The sequence below is a fragment of the Polyangiaceae bacterium genome, assembly GCA_016715885.1.
In the GTDB taxonomy this organism is placed as follows: Bacteria; Myxococcota_A; Polyangia; order Polyangiales; family Polyangiaceae; genus Polyangium.
Map to the genome: position 1 here is coordinate 58,305 of JADJXL010000025.1, position 22,440 is coordinate 80,744.

Sequence of the window (22,440 nt, forward strand, 5' to 3'; positions counted from 1 at the left end):
GAGTCATTGTGCTCGGTCGACCAGCCACTCGCCAGGTTTGTCGATCGCATTTTTTCTGCGTAATGGATCTTCGCCACGGAACCCCGATCATGCTCGGGGCCATTGGAGAGTTTCGTAGCGTCACATTCGTTTGGAACGAAAAGCGGCGAGCGAGATCACCGACGACGTTTCTCGCTCATTGCCGGCAGGACAGCCGCGGTACGCCCCGTACGGCTTCCACATTTTCCTACCGCTTCTCTGGCATGGGCGCTATATTTCTGCCGCGTGACGAGTCCTCTGCGATCCTTCGAAACCGAACGAATTGCCACCTGGGCCTTTAGCAATGGCTTCGCGTGGACGCCCTTTCCCACCGAAACGTGGTTCCGAAAGTGGGAACCGTACGACACCATTGCCCCCCCTGGTCACTATCTGCACAGCGTCACGCGCACGACGCCTCATGGGCCCTACGTGTGCGTCGAACCCTGGTACGCATCGGACCTCGACAGCGAACCACTCGAACGCACCCTGCTCGCGTACGCAACGCATCCAGCGCTCAGGCATCGCGCGGCAATGCGCGTGGGCGAGCATTTCGTGACGCGCGTGGCATTCATCGAAAGCCCACCGCCACCCAAAGTCACGATTGGCGATGCCTTGTGGGACAACCACGTCACGACGTTCGCCGCATCGGGATCGGAAGCTGCTCGAGCGTTTCCGCCTCGATTGCGATCACTGCTTGCAAGCTGGGGCTTTCAGGGACACCTCGAAGTGCGCCCTGGAGGATTGGCCATCTACGTCGCGGGATTGCACCCCGCGCCCGAGCAATATCAGCGGCTATTGAGCATTACGCGGGAAGTGCTGCACGCCATCGTGGATTGAATTGCGCATTCACCGCAAGAGCGACCGCGCAATCTGCGATATCTGAATCTCGTCCGTGCCGCCGTATATCTGAAGCACCTTCGCATCTCGGCATAGCTGCTCCACCTTGAATTCCGCCATGTAGCCATTTCCGCCAAAGAGCTGCACTGCTTCGAGGCACACGTCCATCGCCGCTTGCGCGCAATAAAGCTTGCACGCCGACGCCTCCGTCAAGTCCATGCTTCGACCCCATCCCGCAAGCTCGATCTGCCGAAACACCAAGTTCTGGATGTTCGCACGCGCCACGGCCATCTTCGCGAGCTTCAACTGAATGAGCTGGAATTCACCAATGGTTTTTCCAAACTGAACACGCGTCTTCGCGTATTCCGTGCAAAGCTCCAAACATCGCTCGACGATGCCGAGCGCCATCGGAGCAACCCCCGTTCGCTCCGTCGTAAACGTGTCCTTTGCACCCTCGCGTGAAGGCTGATCCTCGGTTTCGCCAAGCAATCGATCCTTCGGCACGCGCACGTCTTCCAAAAAGAGCTCCCCGGTCGGCGATGCATGCATCCCCATTTTCCGCAGCGGCTTCGACCGCGTAAGACCCTTCGTGTCGCCATCGAGAATGAACGTCAACACCTTGCGCTGCTCCGGCGGATTGCCCTCGTCCAGCTTGCAAATGAATACGATCGTATCGGCATACGGCCCATTCGTGATGAACGTCTTGTTGCCATTCAGCACGTAGTCGTCGCCGTCGCGCCTCGCCGTCGAACGCATCGATCCGAATGCATCGGATCCGGATCCTGGTTCGGTAATGGCCCACGCACCGATTTTCTCGAGCGTCAAAAGCGGTGGAACGAACTTTTCTTTTTGCGCTATCGTTCCCTTTTTCTGAATCGCCCCCGCCGTGAGCCCAACCGCCACGCCGAGCGCCGTGATCATCCCCGGACTGTGCCGCGATATCTCGATGACTGGAATCATCCGCATCGCCGCCGCATCCGCCGCTCCTTGAGAAAACGTCTCGCGGGGTTTTCTTTCCTTCGGCGCCTCACCACGCTTCTCTCGCTCGAGATCCGCGTAGAACTGCGCTTTGGCCATCTCGCCCGCGCCAAACGTGTCCATGAACTTGCGCAAAACATCGTACGGTGGCGTGTCACCGAACTCGAGCTCCTCTCGCTTCGGTGCAATCTCCGCCTCCACGAAACGCCGAATCATTTGCCGAATCTGCCGGTGTTGCTCGCTCCACTCGAACATCGATACTCTCCCACGGAGCCAGCGCGCCCCGTTTGCCGCGAAAGCATCGCACGAAAAAAGCTTCGTGTGCGAAGAATCGACAAGCCTCGACGCGTGTCTGCACTCGTGTTAATGCGAAAAGCCGTGCGCAGCAAAAGCCCTCGAGATACCTGGCAAGCGCTCTGCCAAACGGATCCCGCACGCGTCGCCGACATGCCACGAGCGATCGAAGCCGCGCGTCTTGCCCATCAGCTCGGCGATTTGCGTTTGTCCGCAAAGTGGCTAACGCGCGCCGAACAGCTCGCGGCGCGAATCGGACCAAGCTCGCTGGCCCGTGTCGAGCTCGAAAGGGCAAAGCTGGCCCGCAGCGCAGGACGAATCATAACGTGTCGTGAGCACGTAGCGCGCGCACTTCGAGCCGACCCTGCGTCGGCGGACGTGCGCGAACGAGCTGCCGAGCTATTGCAATCGTTTGGCGATCTGGACGGCGCTGCAGCATGTTTGTCCGATGCGTCGCCGCATCCAAACGTCGTATTGCGTCACGCATCGATCGCCGTATCACGCGGGAAAGCCGCCGAAGCGCGAGAAGCTCTACAGCGTATTGCGAAAGAAATGCAGCATTCGGCGCCCGTGTTGGTATCGGCGGGAAACATTTTTCTTGCCATGGTCGACGTCGATCGCGCTCGAGAATGTTTTACCATGGCCGTAGAGCGCGATCGGCAATGCATCCAAGCCCATGTCGCGCTCGCGTTTCTGGCCCTTCATCACGGGCAAACCGACGTCGCGGTGCAATACGCCGAGCGTGCGGTCGAAATCGATCCAAACGATCCCCGCGCGCGCCTCGGTCTTTTGGCCTCGAAGCTCTTTCGAGGTGACGACCCGAGCAGGCTCCTGACAGAATTCGATGCGGTCATCGAAAAAATGCCGTCGAATTCGGAGGCGCTTGCACTGCGCGCGCGAGCGCGACGGGGCGCGGGTGATGCGCGCGGGGCGCTCGAAGACCTCTTGCGTGCCAAGCATTCGGGCAGCGAAGCGCAAAATTACTTGCTCGACCTTGAAATCGTCGCGCTCGGAAGACAATTTTGGGGATTTTTGACCATTGAAGAGCTCACGGCCATGGCGAAAAAGCCAAACCACGAAGCGCAATTCGGTATGTATTGGCCTTTTGCGCATCGAGCGCTCACGAAAATCGAGCCACGTATGGCCAAGGCCATATGGCTTCTGCCGGATTTCGCGCTCCGGCGGCTTGCCGACCGACTTGGCGATCGTTTTCGCGAAGAAGAAGGCGAGCTCGCTGCGCCGAAATCCCTTCGTTTGCGGCTGCTCGAACGGCTATCCCCGGACGAGCTTCTCCGAGCGACGCACGGCAATCGAAGCCCTTCGTGCACTTATGTCGATAAGGCGACCGGAAGGCTCGTACCCCTCGAATTGCGCCGTTCTGCACGTCACCGCGCGAAAACCGCGCAATGGGCGATCTTGCATTCGTCCCCAGAAGACGTGCTTCGATCCTTCGATGTCATCGCGCAAGATCATCCGCGTTCGCATCATCCTTTCGCGTATCGAGGCGAAGTGCTCCTCTGGCTTGGGCGTTACGACGAAGCGGCGAACGATTTTCAAAAAGGATTGGCCGTGAATCCTCGTGCACGCTGGCTTCATATCGGCATGGGTGCCGTGCAATTTTTCCAAGGAAACATTGACGAGGCCCTGCGTAGCTTTCAGCGAAGCGTCGAATGCGCCCCGCTCCTCGTCGGGCCGACGTTATTGGCTTATCGAGGCGAAGCGCTGCGTCTCGCGGGCAAGCCCCAAGAAGCCGTCCGTGACCTCAAAACCGCTTGCCGCGACAATCCTTCACGCATCAGCGCGTGGGTCAACCTTTGGCTGGCAAATGACGACCTTGGCCTCGCCGGCGAACGCGATGCGGTATTTGCCGAGCTCGTGACAAAATCTCGATTTCTGTTGGCGGATGCAGCCGAAGAGCAGTTTTCCAAGGCGGTTTACGACATCCAATCGCCCCCCGAACGTCGACTCTTGCTGGAGCATGTCCTCTGCATGATGCGCGGCAATCGTTCGTCGTCGTGCGTCACCTATTTCATGGCGGACGGCGAGTTACGTAGCGTGATGAGCGCCGTCTGAGGCGAAACTTCGAATCGACCAGGATTGTTCACTCGGCGCTTGACAATACGCCCGAGTGCTGTCTGAGTGCCCTCATGCAGCATTCGAATCGTCCGGGAATATCGCGCGAAGATACGGCGCCCGATTGGGCGGCCGTGCGACGCGACTTTGCCATTGTGGAACGAATCGTCCCGGTCCTCGGCGGCTCCCAGCGGCCGCTCGTGTATCTCGATCATGCAGCATCGACGCACGCGCCTCGGTCGGTCGTCTCGGCGTATGCGGACTTTTTGCAGCACGAGTATTCCAACGTGCATCGAGGCACGCATTTGCTGTCTCGCCGTGCAACCGTTCGATTCGAGGAAGCGTACGGCGAGGTCGCGAGCTTCATTGGTGCCGAAGTCGAAAAAGGTTGCATTTGTTTTGGCATGAACACGACGCAAGCCATTGATTTGGCGAGTCACGTGGTTGCGCATTTGCCCGGCAAGGTCGTGACGACCGAAATGGAGCACCATTCGAATGACTTACCGCATCGCAGGCGCGGGGACGTCCTTCACGCGCGCATTGCGAGCGACGGGATCGTGGACTTGAACCACCTCGACGAGCTACTTCGCAAAGAGCGTGTCAAGCTCGTCGCGGTCACGGGCGCGGCGAATGTCACGGGGCTCTTGCCGGATTTGCGGGCCATTGCGCGATTGGCCCACGACCGAGGTGCATTGTTGCTCGTGGATGCAGCGCAGCTCTTGGCGCATCACGCCATTGATGTGCAGCCATTCGATCATCCCGAGCACATCGATTTTTTGGCGTGCGCGGGTCACAAAGCCTACGCGCCCTTCGGGGCTGGGTTTCTCTATGGCCCGCGCGCGCTTTTCGACGCCGCGCCGCCGTATTTGCCTGGAGGTGGAAATGCCGCGCGCGTGACGGAGAGCTCCGTGGAATTCCTTCCTGCGCCTGATCGGCATCACGGAGGCACCCCGAACATCGCCGGCGTCGTGGGCCTCATGAGCGCGCTATCGTTTTTGCGTGCAATCGGAATGGATGCCGTACGAAAGCACGAGCTCGAGCTGACTCGAAAGGCCATTGCTGGCATGCAAGCGCTCGGCGGCATTACCATTTATGGCAATCCCTCTCCCGAAGCTCGATTGGGTGTCATTTCGTTCAACGTCGAGGGCGTGTCGGAATTGATGACGGCCGCCGTGCTTTCCGAAGAGGGAGGTATCGCGGTTCGTAATGGTCGCTTCTGCGCGCACATCTACATGGATAAGCTCTTGCGCATTCATCATGGCGAGACCGGCGAGCTCCCGACGGGTGCGGTACGCGCCTCGTTCGGCATCTACAACGACGAATCCGATGTCGATCGATTTCTGGAGGAATTGAAACGAGTGCGTGATCGTGCGTGGGTTGGTCGTTACCACGTCAAGGGAGGCGCAATGATGGCCGAATTTGCGAGCCGCTGCGCGGACCAGTGGATGGAACCGGCGCACGAAGCGTAGTCTCGGGAAGGCAAGCTCCGCGGGGTTTCAGAGACCGTCTCATGACTCGAAACCCCCATCCTCAATGCACGCACGCGCGGGGTTGAAACCCCGCGCTACACATTCAAAAGTCCCTCACTTCCGTTCGGGACTGGCGTTGTGCGATCTCGGATCGTTATCGAGAATCTCTGTCGATTTCGCAATAGATTGCATTTCTCGCAATGCGGCGTGAGGCTAGTCCGAGCGCGGTAGCGCGAGGACTTCTTGTAATGTAGCGCGGGGTTTTAACCCCGCGCTAGCGTGCGGTGACGCACTTTGGCTCGAGTTATGAGACGATCTCTTCAACCCGCGGCGGGGGTGAGGTGCGAATTGCGCGCTAGTCCCAAATCTGCCTGGCACCTTCTGCCCCGAAGCGCGATACATTCCCCATGGCCATGGCACACATCCTCATTGTCGAGGACGAACCGGCAATCGCCGAATCGCTCGCGTATGCCCTGCGTCGTGACGGGTTTGCCACCACGCTCGCCCCCACCCTCGCAGATGCGCGGCGCGCCCTTCCTTCCGCATCCCTCGTCATCCTCGACCTCATGCTCCCCGATGGCAGCGGCTTCGACCTCATCGGCGACGTCCGTCGAAGCAGCACCGCCGTCCCCATCATCGTCCTCACCAGCCGCGACGACGAAGCCGATCGCGTCGCAGCGCTCGAAACAGGCGCCGACGATTACGTCACCAAACCCTTCTCCACGCGCGAAATGACCGCACGCGTCCGCGCCGTTCTTCGTCGCTCCACCGCCACCGCGTCCGCTACGCCTCCACCAACCACCCCTCCACCCCCCGCAGCCCGCGAAGAGCCCCTCCCCATCGCCATCGACGAACCCAGCCGCAGAGCACACGTGCACGGCCAAGAGCTCGACTTGACACGCGTCGAGTTCGACTTGCTCGCCTGTTTGCTCGCAGCTCCTGGTCGCGTCTTCACCCGTGCCGAGCTCATCGATCGCGTCTGGGGCGACGGCTTTGCCATCACCGATCGCACCGTCGATTCCCACGTCAAAGGCCTCCGCCGCAAAGTCGAAACAGCGGGCGGCAACCCTGGCATCATCGAAACCGTGCGTGGCGTCGGCTATCGTGTCACGGACAAACCCGTCCCGCCCTCGCGTGATGGTAGCTCGGAAACCCCGTGATTCGCCTCATCATCGCCACCATCTCCGCCGTCGGCCTCATCCTCCTCGTTGCCTACGTCGTCTCGCGCATCGTTCGAGCTCGAACGGCTGGCACCAGCATCCGCCTCCAAGTCTTCATCGCCCTCGCAAGCATCGTCGGCGCATTCTCCTTCGGCCTCGGCCTTCTCGTCCTCGATCGCATCCAAGCTCGCGCAACGCTGCTCGCCGACGACGCCGCGCGCGACGAAGCCGCCGCCATTGCCGCCGTCGTCGCAGGTGAAATCGCCGAACGCTCCTCCTCGCTCGAAGACGTCGGCGGACGTATCGCTCGTTCCTCCAACCCTGCAACCCTGCACTTCTCGCTGCTCGATACCACTGGACGCACGGTCTTTGCCAGCGGTCCAGCGCAAGGCGAACCCGGCACCGTTTTCGCCACTGCGCCCATCCTCATTGACGGACATGTTTCCGGACAAGTTCGCGTCGTCAAACCCACCATCGTCATTCGTCGCGTTCTTGCGGACTTTGCGCCCACAGTCGTTACCATCAGCGCATTGCTCGGTGCCGCCGCTGCCGCTGCCGCAATGCTCATTGGTCGAGCCATCGCGACGCCCATCGAAGCGCTCACCGAATTCGCCGTACGCGTCAGTGAAGGCGAACGTCGCGCGCCGCCGCCACCTGCATTTGGCCGCGAAGTTGCGCGCCTGTCACGTGCCATTGATTCCATGCGCAGGCAGCTCGAAGGTCGCCCTTTCGTCGAAACTTTTGCTGCGGATCTCTCGCACGAGCTCAAGAATCCCGTCGCGGCCATTCGAGCGAGCGCCGAAGTCCTTGCCGACGGGGCGCTCGAGGAACCTGCCGAAGCCGAAAAGTTCGTCGCTCGTATTCGCGAGGCCACCGAGCGTATCGAAGCGTTGCTTGGCGACTTGCTCAACCTCGCTCGAATCGAAGCGCGTGGCGTCGAAGAAGCCGCTGTCGTGGACCTCGACAAACTCGCGCGGGAGGTCGTCGCTCGAGGTCGTGAGCGAGGTGCCGTCATCGACGTCTCCATTGTCGGCGCGCCGCTCGTTCGAGGCAGTGCGCCATGGTTATCCCGCGCGCTCGAGAACCTGCTCGACAATGCGCATACGCACGGCGCCGCAGACGAGCCCATTCGGTTATCGATTGACCGTGAGTCGAACAAGGTACGAATTACCGTGCGCAATCGAGGCAGCATTCATTCGCACGTGGCTGGGCGGCTATTTCGTCGATTCGTGACCACGCGAAGTGGTCATGGCGGAACGGGATTGGGGCTCGCCATCGTCCGCGCCATTGCGGAGGCTCACAGTGGATCGGTCGAATGCATCGACGGCGGCCCGCCCGAGGTCGCGTTTCGCATAACGTTGCCACCGGCGACGATGCTTTAGGTGGAACGAATCTAGTTTCCTAGGTCCCTCCCTGATTCGCTTAGAGCTTTATCGGCTTTGACGTCCACACGTTCGGCTGCGCTTCGGGGGGCAACTCCGAATCCCATGCGAGAATGAAATCCAGACCTTTCAGTTTGGCTTGCTTCCAGCGCTGAACGAAGCGACCGGACAGGTAGATCGACCCAGCGCGATGACATTTTCCGTCCGAAAATCGAAATACACACCGGGACCAAGCTCCGGCGGCTTCAAGCATCGTCGGCGCATTCACGTGGGCTGGGGGTCGACCCCATAAGCGCTAACATAACGCAATTGTCGCCCCGCCCCGGGTTGAAGAGATCGTCTCATAACTCGAGCCAAATTGCGTCATTGCACGTCCGCGCGGGGTTTCAACCCCACGCGGGGGTGCATTCGAGGACTGGGGAAGGAAAGAAAAATCGTCCCACGGGTACGTGGGCAATCCTCAGCTCAGGGCGTCGTCTGCTTCTTCTTCGTCGCCCGCGTCTTCGCCTGGGTCCGTAACTGCCGCACCGCATTCGTGAGCGGTGCAATCAGCCGCTTTCCTTCCTCGACCACGTCGACATCCGCACCCGTCGAGCGCAATGCAATGGCATGACTCAATCTGCGTGCCCATTGCACCCAATCGTCTTCGGCATCGCGTCCCATCGCCACGGCCGACGAAGCTTGACCCACGGCCGCTCGATACTTCGCAAACGATGCATCGCTCTTCTGTACCGCCGTTTCCAACAAATCGACCCATTGCAGCGGAAACCCAATGGCCCCGAGAATCCCTGCATACTCGGGATTGCGGAGTGCCGTCATGGTTTTTCGGACCTCTTCGTTTTGATCCGGAATACGATCATCCACATGCGCAAGGCCATTGGGATACGTTGCCATCAGCAGTGCGTCGATGGCGGCATGTTCCGGCGCATGGCGCCGCAAGGATTCCACTTCGATATATCGGTAGCCGTGGCGATACCAGCGATCGACTTCGTCGTCGTGTACGTCGCATTCGGCGAGCAATGCGGATCGCTCGGCAAGGGCAGCGCTCTTGTCGTCGACTTGCGTGGCAAGCGCATCGCGCACGGTGGCGCTCGTGGGAATCAACGGATCGAGAATGGGATCGGGCGGACCATTGGTGGATCGAGCCACGAGATTGTCGTGGATTTCCCCCGCAATGCGTCGCTTCTCGTCCCGCGAAACATGAGAAAGACTAGACATGCGACCTCCTGTAAGCGTCGCACACTACGTGGTTTCGAGGGGAAAGCCAAGAAAAGTGTGAGCGTTCCGCGTGTTCCGCTGATCATAGGAGGCGGCAAGCAAGGCAGACAGGCGTCGAGCGTGATCAAGGAGCACCGGGAGCGAAGCGGACCGACGTCGAGCGCGATCAACGCGCACCGGGAGCGAAGCGGACGGGCATCGACCGAGGTAAACGCTCACCGGGAGCAAGGCGGATGGGCGTCGAGCGCGGCAGACGAGCACCAGGAGCGAAGCGGACCGGCGTCGAGCGAGGTAAACGCGCACCGGGAGCAAGGCGGATGCACGTCGAGCGTGGCCGATGAGCAACGGGAGCAAGGCGGATGCACGTCGACCGAGGTAAACGCGCGCCAGCCGCTCGTGGCGCCGCGCCCCCACCCCTCGAGCCCTACGCATACACCATTGATCTTGTTTTACCGGCTCACTTTGGCTTACCATGACCGCGCGATGATCCTACGCAGCGATTTTCCTTGGGCCTTGCTCGGACTCGTCGCATGCGCTTGTTCTTCGCCCGCTGCTGCGCCCTCACCTGCGCCCACGCGCCAAACGCAACCGAAACCCGCTGTGTCAGCCGTCTCGTCGAGCGCCCCTGTGGCTTCGTCTGCGCCGCCGGCTGCATCGTCGAGTGCTGCGCCAGTTGCATCCGCGAGCGCGCCGTCGCCCGCGCCTACGTTTTCGTTGCAAGCGCCTTCGGCAGCTCTGTCGTTTTCCGTGCAATGCATTGGACGTTCTCCGGCGCGGCACATGACCGGCCCGCCGCGAGCTTGCATTCTGCGCGGTCGCATACGCGCCGTCAAAGTCGTGGAGACCATTCCCGAGGCTTCGTGGCTCATTGACGGTTTTGCACCGTCGGCCCCCGATCGAGCCATCGATATCGACATAACGCCAGACAATGGTTTTCCATGTACGACGCCGCTCGATACGACGGCCAAAGACATGCGATTGCCCGAAGCGAATTTTCCGGACCTCACGCGTGCCGGGTCGGTGCGAATCCTGGGCGGAGAACGTATCGCGTCCGAGCTTGCCGTCGGAAAAACCATTTGTGGTTGGTCTCGATTCATTGGCCGACCAGGCCTCGGGAATCCGGCAGGCTGGGAAGGTGAATTGAGCGGCGGGTATTCGAAAGAGAGTGGATGGAAGCTGCTGGGGGCATATTCGATTTATTTGAGCCCTGCGACGAACAAGCACCTATCTCGTTCGTGGTCCTTCCATCGAGAAGGTGCGGCGCGCAGAGTTCCGCTCGATGAAGGCGGAGCGTTCATCGTCCACGACGCGGTTCGCATTCGATACAAAAATCAAAGTGCCGTGTCCAAAGACGGGGCAGAGGTGCTACTAAAAACGGGAAGTGGGACGTTCGCCGTGCAAGCGACATCGGATCTGACGGCGGGAAACGTCCCCGTCTTCGTGGGCCAGCGCGACGGTTTTGCGTTCTCGGCCGTGCGCTCGGAACCGTGATTCTTGGCTGACGACGTCTGCGCCAAACTTATCGCTTGACACGAAATTCGACGCGATCCAGTGCTCGTCGCCTGGAGTGACGCTCATCGTTTACGCTGTTTTCCGCCACCCGTACGCAGACGCGTTAGTTCCGCTTCGAGCTCCGCGGCGCGGCGAATCGCTTCCTCGGCGCGTCGCGTTTCTTCTTGACGCCGCCGGGCCTCTTCGTCCGCGCGTCGCGTTTCGTCTTCTACCCGCTGCGCCAACTCTACGCGCATACGCGCTTCTTCCTCGGCGCGTCGCGAGGTCATTTCGATGAGCTCCGAATCGAAAGGCAATAGCGTTTCCCCTGTGGGACCTACGCCGATTCGCAGCCGAGACGATTGGTTATCGCCTTCGGCCACGAGGAACGCTTCGAGCACCTCCGAATAGACCCGACGATCGTTCGTGTGCAGCACCGGCATGAGCTTTCCGGCATCGTCGCGCCGGTACACCACGAACCGTTTTCGAGCTTTCCGCCGCCGCTTGATGAGAAACGGATCGAAAACGATCAATTCGCGCGTTCCCAAGGCGTCATGGCGAAGCGGCGATTGCAGCTCGTCCTTTCGAGGGTTTCTCCACGCCTTGACCTCCACGGCCAAACTCGGCGCCACATCGTGAACCCACGTCTTCCAACACCCCTCGAACTTGCTGCGCGCAAAGTTTCTTGGATCCGCATCCGGCGGGAGCCCGGGCAAAATGTAGACGTCGGGCGAAACACTGCGCTTGTTGTCGCCCTTGTGCCAATAAAGGAAGTTGTCCGACCCCGTAAAACACACGATGCCCCGCGAAGCCTGATAACGCTCGATGACCGCCTGAAGCTTGGTCGCGACGTAGGTTTCGACCAAATCGCGGCTCATGGGCTCCCCAGCAGGGTATTCGGTCGGATCGTCGTCATCGGCATAAAACGCGTCAGCCTCGATGTCCGATTCGTCCGATTCGAACGCATCGCCGTCGTCGCTCTCGACGATGACGTCGACGATGACCTTCTTCGTCTGCACCGGCGCCTGCGCCGAACGTGATCGATTCGACCTTCGCTTTGCCTGGAACAATTCGACCGCGTGCAGCCCCGGAGCGATGGTGGTCATACGCCATGTCTACCACGCTTCGACATGCGTGGGAAGCAGGAAAAGCGCCCCTTTCTGCACAAAAGTTTGCGACTGCGACGAACCGCACGGCCGGACGTTACCACGGACGAACCATTCATCAAGGAAAACGTTCGTCAAGACGATTTTTTGACACGGCGTGGGCAAACCCACGGAACCGCGGGAAACGCGAGGCCGGAAGGTTTTTCGCGGGGTCCCGAGGTCGAGCATTACGATGCCAATGCCAGGCACGAAAACACGATCAGTGCATTTCCGTTGCTTGACGCCGCGCGACGTTGAAGATGCCAACTTGGAACCGTGTGCCAGCACCGCATCGAGATGCCCACGGCTCGGTTGGGCAACCGAGTCGACGCCTGCGCCAAACTTTTCGCTTGACACATCCTCGCACACCCATCGGTCGAGCTCATGTGGTGCGTCCCGGATACGTCGATGGCGGAGCACGCGTCAGTCTGCATGGGCTCGCTGCGCGTCGCGAGACGGCCTTCTTCTCCACACTCGAGCTCGTCCGTGTGGAGGTTTCTCCACGAAGCCTCCACGAACGCATCACGACTCCTCCGTGGACCGCGGGCGTTCCATGGTTCATCCTGGGCTCGCAGCACGAGGCACTTTCATGAACAACCGTTCGCTTCCTGAGCACATCGCCATCATTCTCGACGGCAACGGCCGCTGGGCAACATCGCGTGGTCTTGCACGTACGCAAGGACACGAAGCAGGGGCCGCCAAGGCGCGCCTTGCGGTTCGAGTTTGCCATGAGCGGCGGATTCCGGTGCTCACGCTCTACGCATGGAGTGCCGCCAATTGGTCGCGCCCCGCCGATGAAATCGACAACTTGATGCGCATCTGCCGAACGTTTGCCGAGGAAGTGTGCGACGAGTACATCGAACGAGGCATTCGGGTCGTCGTCATCGGCGACATCGACGATGAAGTGCCTTCGGCGACGCGCAAGGCGACCGAGCGGCTGGTCGAGCGAACGGCGGGTGGTCGTTCGATGACGCTTGCCTTGGCGCTCAACTATGGCGGGCGTCGAGACATGGTGTCAGCGATGCGGGCTGTCGCGGCGCAAGCTCGAGCTGGCCTGCTTTTGCCCGAGGACATCGATCCGGGCACGGTGCGTCGTTTCCTGAGCACGAGTGAGCTTCCCGATGCAGATCTTGTGATTCGCACGGGCGGCGAGCGGCGTCTCAGCGACTTTTTGCCGTACGAAGCTGCGTTTGCAGAGCTATTTTTCACCGACACACTCTGGCCGGACTTCACCGAAGCGACGCTCGACGAGGCGCTTGCTTCGTTTGGCCATCGTCAGCGCCGGTTTGGGCGCACGAGTGAGCAGGTCATCCCCGTTTCGATCTGAAGACGATCGAACCTCTTGGCACGACGGCCCAGTTCCGATTATCCTGGCGCGCATCCGAGCGCCCGTAGCTCAGTTGGATAGAGCAGCGGCCTTCTAAGCCGCGGGTCGCAGGTTCGAGTCCTGCCGGGCGTGCCTCGCTTCGCTACTTGCCCCTCACCCCCTACCCCCCTCTCCCGGTGGGAGAGGGGGGAATTTCCAAGAGGGAGCAGAGAGAGAGCGGGGATGGGCCGAGTGTGATCAGCTCCAGGGAACGAGGCACGATGAATCTGAATCTTCTTTGCGCGACGATCGCCATCGGCGCGCTGGGCATCGCAGGCTGCGCGGGCAATTCGACGGACACGTACAAGGGTGAGGCCGTCGAGTCGGGCACGATCAAGATTGCCGTGACGGGCACCGACAACGTGGCGAAGAACGAATCGCCGCCACGCAAGCTCGAAAATCAGACGGTGACGGTGACGCGAAACGGCGGCAAGTACACGGCGAAGTTCGGCAATTGCGAGCTGTCGGGCGAATCGAGCACGTCGAACATGGCCGTCGTCAAGAATAGCTGCGAAGTCAAGGTAGCCAACTGGGAAGGCAAGCTCCCTCTTTCGGCGACTTTGTCTTTTGGTGAAGGCGGAGCGCTGAAGATGGAGGTCCTTGGTACGACCAAGAACGACAACGCGGTCGTCACGTACGAGTGGACCTTCACGGGCAAGAAGTAGCGCCGACCGGGGACGCGTGAATCGCGACGAGCGACGGAGGCGCGGCGTTCACTACACGACCGAGCCGCACATTCTTCGCGTCCTGCGACCTTTGTTTCTCGAACAGCTCGAAAGTCAACTGCAAGCTGCATCGACGGCGAATGCAGTTTGCGCGTTCCTCGAGCGCCTTGGTTCCCTGACGTTTTTCGATCCGGCCTGCGGGACGGGTAATTTTCTCGTCGTGGCCTATCGGCTTGTCCGTGGGCTCGAGACGCGAGCGCTTCGGCGGCTAATGGATGGCGGCGCATCCTTGGCGCAGGTCGTCGAGCGGGCTGGGCGTGTGGGGTTGCATCAGTTTCACGGCATCGAGATAGACGGCCGAGCGGCATCGATAGCGCGGGAGGCATTGCGCAGGGCGGAGCTCGAGGAGGACGAGCTTGCAGGGGAATTGCGGCGGCGCACCATTTCGGGAGGGGGGCCGAACGTGGTCGTTGCGAATGCATTACGGATCGATTGGAACGACGTGCTCGCTGCGGATCGGGCGGCGTATGTATTTGGGAATCCGCCGTTCGTCGGGATGGCGTGGATGACGCCCGAGCAGCAGGAGGATCGGCGACTGGCTTTTGCATTTGCGGGCGGTCGAGGGCTTCGCGTGGGGCGGCTCGATTATGCGGCGAGCTGGCTTGCGAAGAGCATTTCGTACGGCATGGGAAGGCCCTTGCGTTTTGCGTATGTCGTGACGAATTCGATGAGCCAAGGGGAGCATCCGCGAAGTTTGGGGCCGATCTTTTTGCAGCACGGATACCACGTGGATTTTGCGTATCGAACGTTTCCTTGGAGGTCGAGCGAATCGCAGAGGGCCAATGTGCACGTCGTCATCGTTGGGTTTTCACAGGTGGACGGCATAACGAAACGGATTTTTGATTGCGAGAGGTCGGATGAGCAGCCGACCGTGAAATATGCCAAAAACATCAATTTGTATTTGACCGACGGTCCCGATGTATTTCCGGAGAAGCGAAGAGCGCCGCTACGTGCGGGTTATCCTGTTGCGACGAAGGGTAGTCAGCCGACGGATGGCGGGTTTTTGATTGTGGAGCCGGGGGAGCTCGACGAGGTGCTAGCCGATCCCATTGCGAGGGGTTACGTGCGCAGGTACATGCAGGCCAAGGAATTTCTTTGGGACAGGCCGAGGTATTGTTTGTGGCTCGAGGGGGCGACATTGGCGGAGATCGAAGGGTCGGCTCTATTGCGGCGGCGCACGGAGGCGGTGCGTCGATTGCGGGAAGGCTCGCGGACGGCGGCGGTGCGCGAGCATGCGGCGACGCCGGGGCTGTTTACGCAAATAAGGCAGCCGAAAGAGCGTTACTTGGCGCTGCCCGAGGTATCGTCGGAGAAGCGAAAATGGATTCCGGCGGCATTTTTGGGGCCCGAGGTGATAGCGGGGAACAAATTGATCACGTTGCGAGGTGCGGACATGTGGCATTTTGGCATGTTGCAATCGAGCATGTTCATGGCGTGGGTGCGCGTGATGGCGGGGCGGATGAAGAGTGACATCAGCATATCGCCGGACCTGACGTATTCGACGTTTCCGTTTCCGGATGCGGAAGATGCGGCACGAGAGCGCGTGATGCGGGCGGCAGAGGGCGTGCTGAGAACGAGGAAAACGTTTGCGGGCAAGAGTTTGGGGGAGCTTTACGATGCGCGGGGCATGCCGGGCGAATTGGATGCGGCGCATGGGGCGCTCGACGGGGAAGTGGATGCGCTGTTTGCGGAGGGGCGGGTGTTTGGCGGGGATGCGGAGCGGGTGGAGGTGCTTCTGGAGAAGTATTCAGCCGAGCACGAACGGAGCCATCGATAATGTTACCACATCACGTTCTACCCTTGAGCACCCTCACTCCGAAAAACCCCACAATCGCTGCGGCGAGCGGCATCGGCCCCGATTTCCCGATGAGCCCAAATGCCACGCACACGAGCACCAAGCGAATTGCAAACAATACCGCTGGACGTGCTCGTTCGCCTGTCTCGCGATGAATCCGTTCACCCTCCGCGACCGCGCGAGCATGCACCACGCCCAGCGCCACGCCTACCGCCAGGAACACCACGATGCGAAGGATGAACCCGATCATTTCGCTTCGATGCTAACCGATTGCGGCCCAAACGACAAACGGAAACGAGCCTTGGAGAAAGGTCGTAGCGCGATTTTTTCCGGCGCTTGCGGGGGGTCCCACTGTTCGAGCCCGCGTAGCGGGCGAGTTTGGGGGGAACCGCGAGTGCCGGAAAAAATCCGCGCTACGACCGGGGTCACACAACCCATCGAGCGAGTTTGGGGGGAATTGCAAGTGCCAGAGAAAAATCGCGCTACGACCGGGGTCACACAACCCAAACGTCGTCCGCTGTCCTTCTATCGCAGGTGTCCATATACCTGTTTACCGCCCACCACGACTGCCACGATCTTCGTATCCAGTAGCTCCCGGCCCGCCGTGAGCTCTTTCTCGAACACCGTCAAATCCGCCACGTAACCCGGCGCAATTTTGCCGCGGCTGTTTTCCGCAAACGCCGCATACGCCGGCCCCGTCGTAAACCCTGCAATCGCTTCGTCCAGCGTCACCCGCTGCTCCGGCAGAAACCCTCCCGGCGGATTCCCCGCTGGATCCTGACGACTCACCGCAGCCCAAATCCCCAGCAGCGGCGACGGCTCCTCCACCGGAAAGTCCGATCCGAATACCAAAAATGCCCCCGCTTTCTCCAGCGACCGCCATGCATACGCGCCCGCCAATCGATCCGGTCCCAGCCGCGCCGGCGCCCACGGCATGTCGCTCGTCGCGTGCGTCGGCTGCATCGATGCGATTACCCCAATCTGCGCAAACCGACCCATGTCCTCAGGCGACACCACCTGCGCATGCTCGACACGAAATCGCAATGCCTTCGCGCGCCCTTCACCAATGGATGAAAACGCATCCAGCACTTCACGATTGGCCTTGTCTCCAATCGCGTGCACCGCAAGCTGAAAACCTGCATCCGCCGCAACCTTCGCCGCTCGGCCCAGCGCTTCGCCATTCATGATGGATAACCCCGACGAGCTCGGTTCGTCCTCGTACGGCTGAAGCAGCGATGCCCCGCGCGAGCCAAGCGCTCCATCGGCAAACAGTTTTACCCCGCGCAGCACGAACATCGCCGTGCCCGATTCGTCTTGGTCCGGCTTGCGCCCTGAGAGCAGCCCGAGCTGCGCGTCCCCCGCAAGATACCCATACACGCGAATCGGCAGCCGCCCTTCCGCCGCGAGCTTGCGATATGCCGCAATCGTCGCGTCGTCGATCCCCATCTCGTGCACCCCGGACAAACCGAGCGACAATGCCGTGTCCGCCGCTCGCAGAATGCGTCGTTCGCGAGCATCTTGCGATTCTGCAGGCATTTTGTTTTGCACGAGGTCCATCGCATTGTCGATGAATACCCCCGTTGGCTCCCCCTTTTCATCGCGCATGATACGCCCGCCCGGAGGGTCCACCGCCTTTTGATCGATCCCCGCCGCACGCATCGCTGCCTGGTTTGCCCATAATGCGTGACCATCGATGCGCGTCAGCACCACCGGCCGATCCGGAACGGCCGCATCGAGCGGCACGTGCGTCGGAAAAACTGCCGGCGTGAACAAATTCTGATCCCACCCTCGCCCCGTGATCCATTCACCACTCGGACGCCCCTTTGCCGCGTCTGCAACACTTCGAGCGACCTCCTCGGGGCTCTTCTTCCCACGCACGTCGAGCGATTCCTGTGCAACGCCCAGCCCGTGCAAATGGCAATGCCCATCCACCAATCCCGGTACAATGGCGCTCCCCGCAAGCCGCACCGTGCGCGTGTTCGGACCGACAAACGCCGATACCTCGGCTTCCGTGCCGACGGCAACGATACGATCGCCCGCGACCGCGAGCGCCTCCGCCCGAGGTTTCCCCGGGTCCATCGTGCGAATGGATGCTCCGACAATCACGAAATCGGCCGCCGTGCCGGATTTCGGCGCCGCCGCGGGAGCCGACGCACAACCAGCGGCGAAAAGTCCAATGCCGAGGGCAATCGCTTTGCTCATGACCACCCTATACAATGAATTGGTAACGTTGGGAAGCGCCGGACGAAGGCTAGAAAGAAAAACCGCTCAGGTCGCGGGTACGGTCGTCTTCAGACTATCGACCGCATGCACGGGCGCATCGTTTCCCTGCATCAAGTGCGCAATCGCTGAAAGCACCAAACGGTGCTTTTCGAGCGTGTTCTTGCCCGCGAATGCTCGGCTTACGACATCGATTTCATAATGTCCACCGCCGCCGCGTACGGAAACGACCGCATCGGTCAGCTTTTCTTTCACCGCACGCTCGATGGCGTCCGGTATCGAACCTTGAAACGTCGTCGGATGATGAGACATCGATCTTGCTCCTCGTTACGCTATTCTCAATATCGCGGCACGCTAGGATCGACCTTCACCGACCACGCATCGATCCCGCCCTCGACATTGTAAATCTTGGAAAAACCCTGCGAGATGAAATGCTCTGCCGCCGAACGGCTACGCACGCCGTGATGGCAAAGAAACGCAATCGGCGTGTCTTTCGGAAGCCCCTCGAGACGCGAAAGCTCCTCCCGGTCGAGCGGCCTTGCTGCTTCAATGCTCGCAATGTCTCGCTCCCGCTCGGTACGCACGTCGATGAGCAACAAATTCTTGTCGTTATCGAGCATTTCCTTCAGCTTCGGCGCCGTGATGGTCCGGACGCGCGGAGGTTCATTGGGATTCTCAATCTTGAACCCTCCCCCCTCCGGCCCCTCGATGAACTCAATCGATACGCCATTCGCCCGCCGAGCGCTCGAACGATCGACCAGCATCACGAGCCCATCGCCCACGTCCAGCTCGAAATCACCCGCCATCCGCTGGCTCATGTACAGCCCATATTCGAAACGCGGACTCACCTCGAATCGCAAAAGCTCGCCCGGAGACTCCTTCGCCGCTTCGAGGAATTCCCGCCGAGCAGGCTCGCTCACCGTGATGGCTGGCGCGCGAAGTTCCTTTGCAGCCGAAACGCCCAGCTTCTCCAATAGCTCCCCGTTTTGCCGCATCTCTCGCACGATGTCCGCTCCGCCGACGAACTCGCCCGCGATGTAAAGCTGCGGAATCGTTGGCCAGTTCGAGTATGCTTTGATGCCATCACGAATCTCGGCATCCTCGAGCACGTTCACCGTCGCGTACTGTTCGATGAGGTCGTCGAGGATCTCCACGACGCTTCCCGAAAAACCGCACTGCGGAACCTGTCGGTTCCCCTTCATGAACAACACAACCCGATCCGACTGGATCAACGCCTCGATTCGCGCTTTGATCGGCTCACTCACGTTCATCGCTCTTCCCTTCGCGTGGTCGCGCGCCACTCTTCCACATTCCTCAAGGTTCCGCTACGTTATTTTTGCACGTTGAAACCACGCCAGTGTTTGAGGTAGGGTTTCAATTCCGATCCGGGGGGTATGGGGGGCAGAGCAGTCGGCTCGTCTTTTGGGCGTAGCCCAAAAGACTCAAAGAGCCGCCTGCGAGCCCCCCATCGTGACTGGCCTCGCGAAGCGCGCGTCCCACGCGCGCGGAGCGAGCGTTCAAATCCAGGCCCGGTTCCAAAAAATTTCTGGTAGGCTCCCGGCCCGCCGCACATGGAACGTCTTACACTTCCGCGTCGTATCGCGGGACTCCTCGAAAAGCGACCGCTGAAGTTCGCGCTCGCGCTCTTGATCATCGTGTCGCTCTTGCCGGTCCCGTCGCTCGAACGAGCACTACGGCCGGTCTTCATTCTCGTGTTCGGCGCCGAGATCATCCTGCGCACGATCGCACTCACACGACCTCGCACCGAGATCCGGCGATTCGAATGGTTTTTCCTGTTCATCGACTTTTTGGCATTCGCAAGTTTCCTTCCACTCGAAAACGTCGTTGGTGCAAGCTACACGGATGCCTTCGTCGCGCTGCGTCTGACGCGACTTGCCCTGCTCCTGCGATTCGCCCGCGAGCTTGCGGCGGACGTGTATTCGATCATCACTCGTCGCGAGCAGCTCCAGCAATTCGGGCTCGTGACGATTGGCGTCTTTTCGCTCGCCTTCGGCTCGGCCGTGGTGCTGCAGCACCTGCCGCTTCGCTATGATTACAGCGGGCTTGGTGAAAATCCGGGGTTTCTCGATCGGTTGTGGTGGGCATTTCGGCAATTGCAGAGCGCCGACAACTTGGTGCCCAATTTGCACGTTCCGGTTCCCATCGCGATTTTATCGCTTGCGCTCACCATCATCGGCGTCTTCGTCGTATCGTTCATCATCGGTATAGGAACGAACGTCGTCGATCAAGTCGTGCGCGCCGAACGACGGCGCCCCGTTGATTATCATGATCATTCCGTCGTCATTGGTCCCGTGCATCAAGCAGAAATGCTCGTCGCTGAATTCGTTCGTCTGTACGAACGTAACCGAATCTTGCGCAGGTGGTTTCGGCCAGCCGAGGTGTACCAATGGCTCCTGCGCCGAGGTCCGAAGCCCAATCGTCACGCTTTGCCGCGGATGGCCCTGCTTGGAACGACGCAGGATCCGCCGTCGTATTTGTACGACCCCGAAATGCGCTGGGTCGTGTATCGCGAAGGCGACGGGTGGGATCCAGAAGCGCTCGAACGCATTTCCGCCCAAATGGCAAAACGCGCGCTCATCTTGTCGCGTTTCGACGCCGGCCCGGATGCAGACGCCGTCACTTCGATGGCCTTGGCTTCATTTCGCGCGCAAAACACAAGCGCTCAGGTATTCGTCGAAGTCACGGAAAGCTCCAATCGAAGCCTCATGGAAGCGATTGGTGGTCCGCATACGTTTCCGCTCGACATGCCACGATTTTTGGGATTATTTCTGTGCCAACACTTGGTGACGCCCGGTGTCGAGGCACTTTATACGGATCTCATGACGGCTGACGGATCCGAATTCTATACGCATATCTTCACCGAAAAGCGCGAACTCGAAGCGGTCAGCAACATGAGCGCAGATGGCTTCATTTCGTTCGAGCACTTGGCACGGCACGCCTACCGAGAACGATCCGTGCTCCTCGTGGGCGTTTTTTTGGGCGATGAATTGCCGAAACGCATGCGAGGTCTCGTGCCCATTGCGTCGCTCGAACAATGGCTCAATCCGCTGCACGATCCGCCCGAAGAATCCGGTGCATGGAAGCTCGGAGCGCGTGCCGGCCAAATTCCCGTGGACAAACTTCGCGGTTTGATTGGCGTCACGGCCACATACGCGCCATTGCGCCGATATGGCCGCGATCTCGTCATGGGCAGCGGCATTGGCCCAAGCGATACGAACGCCGCCCTCGACCCCAAAATCATGGCTTGGGCGAACCGAGCTACCATGGCGCGCGGGCTGCTCTCCCGCGTCGTCATCGTGGGGTACAGCGCGGCATTGCCATCGATGCTCCACGAGCTTGCGCATTTCATGCCGGGCGTCGACGCAACGCTCATTCTGGGCGAACGCGGCGATGAGCGTCTGCCTCTCGGCGAGCGCATTGCCTCCCTTGGCATGGGCATTGCCAGCGATGCGCCATTGCCGGGCCGCCTGGGCAATACGTTACCCCTCGCGCATGGCGGAAACGTCACCGTGTTCACGCATCACGGCCAAGATCTTGCTTCTTTCGCGGTCGAATGCGCCCAAAAAGGCGGCCCCGTCGGCGCCGTCGTGTTCCTCAGCGAACCGGACGCAATCGACAGGGACGCTCGAACGACCATGCGTCTCTTGCGTTTTGCCCGTGCGCTCGAACGAGGCGATGTTCCTCGCGGCGACAAACTCCACATCTTGGCCGAGTTTGCCTCGGTTCAAAAAGGCGAGCACGTCCGGCGCCTATTGGACGGCAAACGATGCGGTTTTGCCTCGAGCGCCGACTTGCGCTTGTCCCTCGTCAGCACCGAGCGTATCAAGAATTATTTCATGGTGCACAGCGCTTTCGTGCCTGGTGTGACGGGCCTCTACGACGAAATTCTGAGCGAATACGGCCAAGAAATCGTGCGCTTCGACCTGGATCAGGCGCTTGCCGAACGCTTGTCCGGACACGTGCACTTCGAACAAATTCGCGAAGCCTTCGGCGCACGCAAAGTCCTCCCCATTGCGCTCGAGCAGCTTGCGAGCGAAGATTCCAACGGACACCTGACGCCGGACGGATTCGAAATCGTGCTCAATCCAGAACCCGACCAAATCTTCGACCTTTCGGGCATTCGAGGCATCTATGGAGTTGCCGAAAGCCGCGACTTCGAAGGAATCGCCACCATTTCGATACGCCAGCGCTTGCTCGCCGGCAAGGCCCCCGAATCGCGACGCGCAATCGAAACGCCGAGACCATAGG

Annotated in this window: 19 protein-coding genes and 1 tRNA gene; 12 read left to right on the plus strand and 8 right to left on the minus strand. The window is 60.5% G+C overall.

What is annotated here, in order from left to right; genetic code table 11:
• Nucleotides 1–276 precede the first annotated feature (276 nt).
• Nucleotides 277–855 (plus strand): hypothetical protein, encoded by a 579-nt coding sequence (locus tag IPM54_35325; GenBank protein ID MBK9265039.1) that lies wholly within the window; start codon nt 277–279, stop codon nt 853–855.
• A 9-nt stretch (nt 856–864) separates the two neighbouring features.
• On the opposite strand, the gene IPM54_35330 is transcribed toward IPM54_35325, so the two are convergent.
• A complete protein-coding gene (locus tag IPM54_35330) occupies nt 865–2,088 on the minus strand; it encodes an acyl-CoA dehydrogenase family protein (GenBank protein ID MBK9265040.1) in 1,224 nt (407 codons plus the stop codon).
• Between the two features lie 123 nt (nt 2,089–2,211).
• Between IPM54_35330 and IPM54_35335 the strand changes: the two genes are divergently transcribed.
• The 4 genes from IPM54_35335 (at nt 2,212) to IPM54_35350 (ending at nt 8,211) form a co-directional block, all read left to right on the plus strand.
• A complete protein-coding gene (locus IPM54_35335) occupies nt 2,212–4,200 on the plus strand; it encodes a tetratricopeptide repeat protein (protein ID MBK9265041.1) in 1,989 nt (662 codons plus the stop codon).
• 74 nt (nt 4,201–4,274) lie between these two features.
• The gene (locus IPM54_35340; GenBank protein ID MBK9265042.1) at nt 4,275–5,669 is read left to right on the plus strand and encodes an aminotransferase class V-fold PLP-dependent enzyme; all 1,395 of its coding nucleotides are present in this window, start codon (nt 4,275–4,277) and stop codon (nt 5,667–5,669) included.
• Between the two features lie 413 nt (nt 5,670–6,082).
• Complete coding sequence (locus IPM54_35345) at nt 6,083–6,829, plus strand: winged helix-turn-helix domain-containing protein (GenBank protein MBK9265043.1); 747 nt, start codon at nt 6,083–6,085, stop codon at nt 6,827–6,829.
• A complete protein-coding gene (locus tag IPM54_35350) occupies nt 6,826–8,211 on the plus strand; it encodes a HAMP domain-containing protein (GenBank protein ID MBK9265044.1) in 1,386 nt (461 codons plus the stop codon). The genes IPM54_35345 and IPM54_35350 overlap by 4 nt, the downstream gene beginning before the upstream one ends.
• Before the next feature lie 465 nt (nt 8,212–8,676).
• Here the strand turns inward: IPM54_35350 and IPM54_35355 are convergent, their stop codons facing one another.
• Nucleotides 8,677–9,429, minus strand: coding sequence for a hypothetical protein (locus IPM54_35355; GenBank protein MBK9265045.1), 753 nt, complete (start codon nt 9,427–9,429; stop codon nt 8,677–8,679).
• A gap of 467 nt (nt 9,430–9,896) precedes the next feature.
• Nucleotides 9,897–10,187, minus strand: a complete 291-nt coding sequence (locus tag IPM54_35360) for a hypothetical protein (GenBank protein MBK9265046.1) — start codon at nt 10,185–10,187, stop codon at nt 9,897–9,899.
• Nucleotides 10,188–10,209: 22 nt separating this feature from the next.
• On the opposite strand from IPM54_35360, the gene IPM54_35365 reads away from it, so the two are divergent.
• The gene (locus IPM54_35365) at nt 10,210–10,920 is read left to right on the plus strand and encodes a hypothetical protein (protein MBK9265047.1); all 711 of its coding nucleotides are present in this window, start codon (nt 10,210–10,212) and stop codon (nt 10,918–10,920) included.
• An 83-nt stretch (nt 10,921–11,003) separates the two neighbouring features.
• Here IPM54_35365 and IPM54_35370 read toward each other — a convergent pair whose 3' ends face one another.
• Nucleotides 11,004–12,026, minus strand: coding sequence for a hypothetical protein (locus tag IPM54_35370; GenBank protein ID MBK9265048.1), 1,023 nt, complete (start codon nt 12,024–12,026; stop codon nt 11,004–11,006).
• 389 nt (nt 12,027–12,415) lie between these two features.
• Between IPM54_35370 and IPM54_35375 the strand changes: the two genes are divergently transcribed.
• From IPM54_35375 to IPM54_35395, 5 genes are all read left to right on the plus strand, one after another.
• On the plus strand, nt 12,416–12,658 hold the full coding sequence (locus tag IPM54_35375) for a hypothetical protein (protein MBK9265049.1): 243 nt from the start codon (nt 12,416–12,418) through the stop codon (nt 12,656–12,658).
• Nucleotides 12,655–13,392 carry a di-trans,poly-cis-decaprenylcistransferase gene (uppS, locus tag IPM54_35380; protein MBK9265050.1) on the plus strand — a complete coding sequence of 246 codons (738 nt, stop codon included), beginning with the start codon at nt 12,655–12,657 and terminating at the stop codon, nt 13,390–13,392. Before IPM54_35375 ends, uppS begins: the two co-directional genes overlap by 4 nt.
• Nucleotides 13,393–13,450: 58 nt before the next feature.
• Nucleotides 13,451–13,524 (plus strand) — tRNA-Arg (locus IPM54_35385).
• 128 nt (nt 13,525–13,652) lie between these two features.
• Nucleotides 13,653–14,096, plus strand: a complete 444-nt coding sequence (locus tag IPM54_35390; GenBank protein ID MBK9265051.1) for a hypothetical protein — start codon at nt 13,653–13,655, stop codon at nt 14,094–14,096.
• A 16-nt stretch (nt 14,097–14,112) separates the two neighbouring features.
• Nucleotides 14,113–15,933, plus strand: coding sequence for a hypothetical protein (locus IPM54_35395; GenBank protein MBK9265052.1), 1,821 nt, complete (start codon nt 14,113–14,115; stop codon nt 15,931–15,933).
• Between the two features lie 10 nt (nt 15,934–15,943).
• On the opposite strand, the gene IPM54_35400 is transcribed toward IPM54_35395, so the two are convergent.
• The 4 genes from IPM54_35400 to grxD all read right to left on the minus strand — a co-directional run bounded on the left by IPM54_35400 (nt 15,944) and on the right by grxD (nt 19,442).
• A complete protein-coding gene (locus IPM54_35400) occupies nt 15,944–16,201 on the minus strand; it encodes a hypothetical protein (GenBank protein MBK9265053.1) in 258 nt (85 codons plus the stop codon).
• Nucleotides 16,202–16,476: 275 nt separating this feature from the next.
• A complete protein-coding gene (locus tag IPM54_35405; GenBank protein MBK9265054.1) occupies nt 16,477–18,153 on the minus strand; it encodes an amidohydrolase in 1,677 nt (558 codons plus the stop codon).
• A 66-nt stretch (nt 18,154–18,219) separates the two neighbouring features.
• The gene (locus IPM54_35410) at nt 18,220–18,483 is read right to left on the minus strand and encodes a BolA/IbaG family iron-sulfur metabolism protein (GenBank protein ID MBK9265055.1); all 264 of its coding nucleotides are present in this window, start codon (nt 18,481–18,483) and stop codon (nt 18,220–18,222) included.
• A 26-nt stretch (nt 18,484–18,509) separates the two neighbouring features.
• Nucleotides 18,510–19,442 (minus strand): Grx4 family monothiol glutaredoxin, encoded by a 933-nt coding sequence (gene grxD / locus IPM54_35415; GenBank protein MBK9265056.1) that lies wholly within the window; start codon nt 19,440–19,442, stop codon nt 18,510–18,512.
• 300 nt (nt 19,443–19,742) lie between these two features.
• Between grxD and IPM54_35420 the strand changes: the two genes are divergently transcribed.
• Nucleotides 19,743–22,439 (plus strand): hypothetical protein, encoded by a 2,697-nt coding sequence (locus IPM54_35420; GenBank protein ID MBK9265057.1) that lies wholly within the window; start codon nt 19,743–19,745, stop codon nt 22,437–22,439.
• Nucleotide 22,440: the final 1 nt, after the last annotated feature.

Bases quoted from the DNA above. Each gene is read 5' to 3' on its own strand.
- IPM54_35420 (MBK9265057.1), top strand. From the start codon at position 19,743: ATGGAACGTCTTACACTTCCGCGTCGTATCGCGGGACTCCTCGAAAAG.
- IPM54_35405 (MBK9265054.1), bottom strand. From the start codon at position 18,153: ATGAGCAAAGCGATTGCCCTCGGCATTGGACTTTTCGCCGCTGGTTGT.
- IPM54_35330 (MBK9265040.1), bottom strand. From the start codon at position 2,088: ATGTTCGAGTGGAGCGAGCAACACCGGCAGATTCGGCAAATGATTCGG.
- IPM54_35370 (MBK9265048.1), bottom strand. From the start codon at position 12,026: ATGACCACCATCGCTCCGGGGCTGCACGCGGTCGAATTGTTCCAGGCA.
- IPM54_35360 (MBK9265046.1), bottom strand. From the start codon at position 10,187: ATGCATTGCACGGAAAACGACAGAGCTGCCGAAGGCGCTTGCAACGAA.
- IPM54_35400 (MBK9265053.1), bottom strand. From the start codon at position 16,201: ATGATCGGGTTCATCCTTCGCATCGTGGTGTTCCTGGCGGTAGGCGTG.
- IPM54_35390 (MBK9265051.1), top strand. From the start codon at position 13,653: ATGAATCTGAATCTTCTTTGCGCGACGATCGCCATCGGCGCGCTGGGC.
- IPM54_35365 (MBK9265047.1), top strand. From the start codon at position 10,210: ATGACCGGCCCGCCGCGAGCTTGCATTCTGCGCGGTCGCATACGCGCC.
- grxD (MBK9265056.1), bottom strand. From the start codon at position 19,442: ATGAACGTGAGTGAGCCGATCAAAGCGCGAATCGAGGCGTTGATCCAG.
- uppS (MBK9265050.1), top strand. From the start codon at position 12,655: ATGAACAACCGTTCGCTTCCTGAGCACATCGCCATCATTCTCGACGGC.
- IPM54_35345 (MBK9265043.1), top strand. From the start codon at position 6,083: ATGGCACACATCCTCATTGTCGAGGACGAACCGGCAATCGCCGAATCG.
- IPM54_35340 (MBK9265042.1), top strand. From the start codon at position 4,275: ATGCAGCATTCGAATCGTCCGGGAATATCGCGCGAAGATACGGCGCCC.
- IPM54_35355 (MBK9265045.1), bottom strand. From the start codon at position 9,429: ATGTCTAGTCTTTCTCATGTTTCGCGGGACGAGAAGCGACGCATTGCG.
- IPM54_35410 (MBK9265055.1), bottom strand. From the start codon at position 18,483: ATGTCTCATCATCCGACGACGTTTCAAGGTTCGATACCGGACGCCATC.